The sequence below is a fragment of the Candidatus Megaera venefica genome, from assembly GCF_034554655.1.
Taxonomy (GTDB): domain Bacteria; phylum Pseudomonadota; class Alphaproteobacteria; order Rickettsiales; family Rickettsiaceae; genus Megaera_A; species Megaera_A venefica.
In genome coordinates, this window is record NZ_JARJFB010000167.1 from 1 (window position 1) to 3415 (window position 3415).

The window sequence follows — 3415 nt, forward strand, 5'->3', positions numbered from 1 at the left end:
CTGTATGTAATAGGTGGTTTCATTTAAATTTATACTATACCTGCTTATCTTACTACCATACGTTTGTGGAGAAAACTAGGATTATGAGTATAAACACACACTCTGTTGCAACTAAGCAATGCAATGGTGATAAGAAATATCTACTTTCGGGCAATATTGTGCCTCATCAATGGTACAAAAGATTTTGTGACGAAGATGGTAATCCTGACCTCGTCTCAATTACTAATCTTGCTGATGTCCTTGCTTGGTATCGTAATGGCACATCGGATCAGTACGGTGACAATTCTCCTAAATTTATTGGTAATTCTCTTTGTGTCTCCTATGATTATTTTGAAAATAAATTCGGTTTTAGAAAAGACCGGGTTAGAAGATCATTTGTTAGACTAGAAGAGCAGAGTGTTTTAAAAAGAACTGTTAAAAATATTGAATTAGCTCAAGGCATCAGGGTTAATAGAATTTTTATTACTCTTGATCCGGAGTTTTTTAATTCTTGTTTTTCTGATTCTCGGCTTGATATTAGGGTAGGACGCGACTTATCGTCTAATGATTTTCATGTTAATTCACCTATGAGTCCTTATAGCTCAAATTCCACCCCATCTCTGCACAAGTGCAACCATCATATAAGTAATAAGAATAAGATTAAAAAAGATAGATCTATGATTTACGCTTCTAACAAAGCTCAATCAGAATCTAGTTTCTTAGAAAAAAACTTAATTTTAGAAGAAAAAAATAATAACGCACTAGCATTGCAAAATTTATTCGATACTAATAACAAATTAAGTTCTGACAACCAATCTTCTTTTAATCAAGTTAAAAACCAAAGCATTTGTGCTAAACCAAGGAACTTAAAAGACTTCTACCCATTAAATGCCACCGATTGTAGCCAGCTGCAAAGCCTATCAGGTCGTGATTTTAGCTTAAATGCGATGAACGAAATATTAAGTGATATGTCTAAACGTCTAACAGATAGGCTTTTCAACAGTAGAAAAGGTTTCTTAAGTTACATGAGTACAGCGCTACGCTACGAAATGCGGGATGCTGTAAAAACTAGTAATGAGAATTTCAAAATTAAAGCAAACCAGAGTTCCGAGGAGAGTAGAGCAGAAGAAATCGAAAACTATTTAACTGAAATTGAATATTCAGCTCAAGTATCACCTGAGTGGCATTTAAAGAAAAAACTAGCTTGCGTGCTGGAAGCAGCAAAAGCCTATAATTTACTTAAAGCCTATATATCAATTGCTATAGAGGGTGATATAGCAAAAATATATTTGCATAAAGCTGTGCAATTATCGCAAAGAGAGCTTGAGCAAGTATTATCGCAAGTAAAAGCAACACATGAGAAATTTGAAAATGGGGAATATAACCCAATCCAAAAAATTGAATTTATTATGCAAAATGTAGCAAACAAGAACAAAAGCTCTGATAAAACAAAACAAAATATGCAGCAATTACCAAATACTTTATGGGGTAGGGTGCGTAGCTCTCTAATAGGAATATATGGCGAGGCAATAGACACGAGTTGGTTTAGCAAGCTTGAAGCAACTGAGGATAAAAAAGAAAAAGAAATAAACTTAAAAGCCTCAAGTGAGTTTATCAAAGATTGGATCGAGAGGAACTACGAACAAGCAATTGAACAAACTGCTGGTGCAATGGGCATAAGAATTAGAGGTTTTGAGTGCTGAAAAAAAACAACTATTATCTTTTTTACTAATAGTACATACTAAACAATATATACTTAATGGGGGGATTTATGAATAAAGCAAAAATCTTTATGACGGGTAAAAGCCAAGCGGTTAGATTACCAAAAGCCTTTAGATTTGAAGGCAAGGAGGTAAGTATTGTTCCTTTGGGTAGAGGAATAGTTTTACAGCCAATAAGTAAATCTTGGAGCGACCTATTTCAAAAAATAAATCCAACAGATGACTTCTTTTCAGATGGAAGAAAAGATTTACCACCTCAAGAAAGCCGGGAGTATTTTAAATGATATATATGTTAGATACCAATATATGTATATATATGATCAATAAGAAACCAGCTTCTTATATAAAGAAACTAGAATTATTAGAACAGCAAAAACATATTATCGCAATTTCCTCCATGGTTTTAGCAGAGTTACAGTACGGAGTCGCTAATAGCGTTCATAAAGAACAAAATCAAATTAATCTTGATAATGTTTTAAGCAAACTAGAAGTGCTAGATTTCTCAGCAAGCTGGGCTTTTTTTATGGGGAGATTAGGGCAGAGTTAAAGAAAAAAGGGGCAATTATAGGTAATAATGATTTATTAATAGCAAGTCATGCAGTTTGTGAGCAGGCAATTTTGGTAACAAACAAAGAGTCTGAATTTAGTAGGATACAGAATTTAAAGTTAGAAAACTGGGTACGCTAAAAATTGAGGCAAGAGCAACAGAGTCAAACAAGCAAAAAGAAGTGGGCTTTGATTCACAGAATTATCCACTATATTTGTGCATAAAAGAAGAAAAAACACAATGAATAGCAATCCATGAACAAAGATATATTAATAGCACAAATAACCGATACCCATATAGTTGCTAAAGATAAACACTGGATGGGTTTATCACAATCAAATACAGCAAAAAGACTTCAATCCGTTGTAGAGCACATTAATTGTTTGGCCATAAGACCGGATTTAGTAATCCATACAGGAGATATTTCTGACGCAGGTGACATAGAATCATACTTACATGCACAAATACTGTGGATAATTCTGTGAGTCAAAACTTGTGCGTTCTTATTTGCTTGCCTACGTGGATCTTGCCTCTATTTTTGGCACTCGAATCCTCTAATCCTTATTGCCAATTTCCTTGCCAAAGATATTCTAAAAACTCTTTAACTGGCATTATCATTATTTCTTTGTCGTCATTTACTTGTATTTTTCTTATATGAGTTTCCAAACATACAATATACCCTTTGTTTACTTTATGCTCTTCCATGAAAGATTTTATGCCCACTAGTTCGGACTTATGAACCAACTTAGAGATTTTAACTTCGATTGGAATAGGTGAAGAAGTATGATAAGCCAATATGAAATCTACTTCTAGTTTTGTATTGGTTCGCCAATAATATAAGTTGTAGTCTGAATCAGTAAGATTAATAAAAGCCACTAATTCCATTAAAATATAGTGCTCAAGTGATCTTCCGGCTTCCGCACCACCCAGCGTTTCAAGTTTTCTTTTGCTGATTCTATTAGCAATTCCAACATCAAAATAATAAAATTTTGGGGTGTGAGAAATAATATTACGCGATACTTTTTTAGTATACGGATATATTAAATAACCCACTAAAGTATCTACTAGAATTTGATAATATTCTTTTACAGTTTTTGAATCTATCCCTACATCTCTAGCTATGTTAGAGTAATTAAGCATTTCTCCATGAGAAAAGGCTGTACTATCA

5 protein-coding genes are annotated in these 3415 nt (G+C 33.5%); 4 read left to right on the top strand and 1 reads right to left on the bottom strand.

Annotated elements, in window-relative coordinates; translation table 11 throughout:
* Positions 1–83: 83 nt before the first annotated feature.
* From Megvenef_RS08145 to Megvenef_RS08160, 4 genes are all read left to right on the top strand, one after another.
* The gene (locus Megvenef_RS08145) at positions 84–1682 is read left to right on the top strand and encodes a DnaA N-terminal domain-containing protein (RefSeq protein WP_322777450.1); all 1599 of its coding nucleotides are present in this window, start codon (positions 84–86) and stop codon (positions 1680–1682) included.
* A gap of 68 nt (positions 1683–1750) precedes the next feature.
* Positions 1751–1984 carry an antitoxin gene (locus Megvenef_RS08150; RefSeq protein WP_322777451.1) on the top strand — a complete coding sequence of 78 codons (234 nt, stop codon included), beginning with the start codon at positions 1751–1753 and terminating at the stop codon, positions 1982–1984.
* Positions 1985–1989: 5 nt separating this feature from the next.
* A complete protein-coding gene (locus Megvenef_RS08155; protein WP_322777452.1) occupies positions 1990–2247 on the top strand; it encodes a PIN domain-containing protein in 258 nt (85 codons plus the stop codon).
* A 254-nt stretch (positions 2248–2501) separates the two neighbouring features.
* Positions 2502–2732, top strand: a complete 231-nt coding sequence (locus Megvenef_RS08160; protein WP_322777453.1) for a metallophosphoesterase — start codon at positions 2502–2504, stop codon at positions 2730–2732.
* 76 nt (positions 2733–2808) lie between these two features.
* Here Megvenef_RS08160 and Megvenef_RS08165 read toward each other — a convergent pair.
* On the bottom strand, positions 2809–3415 hold a 607-nt coding region (locus Megvenef_RS08165), incomplete at its 5' end, for an ATP-binding protein (RefSeq protein WP_322777454.1).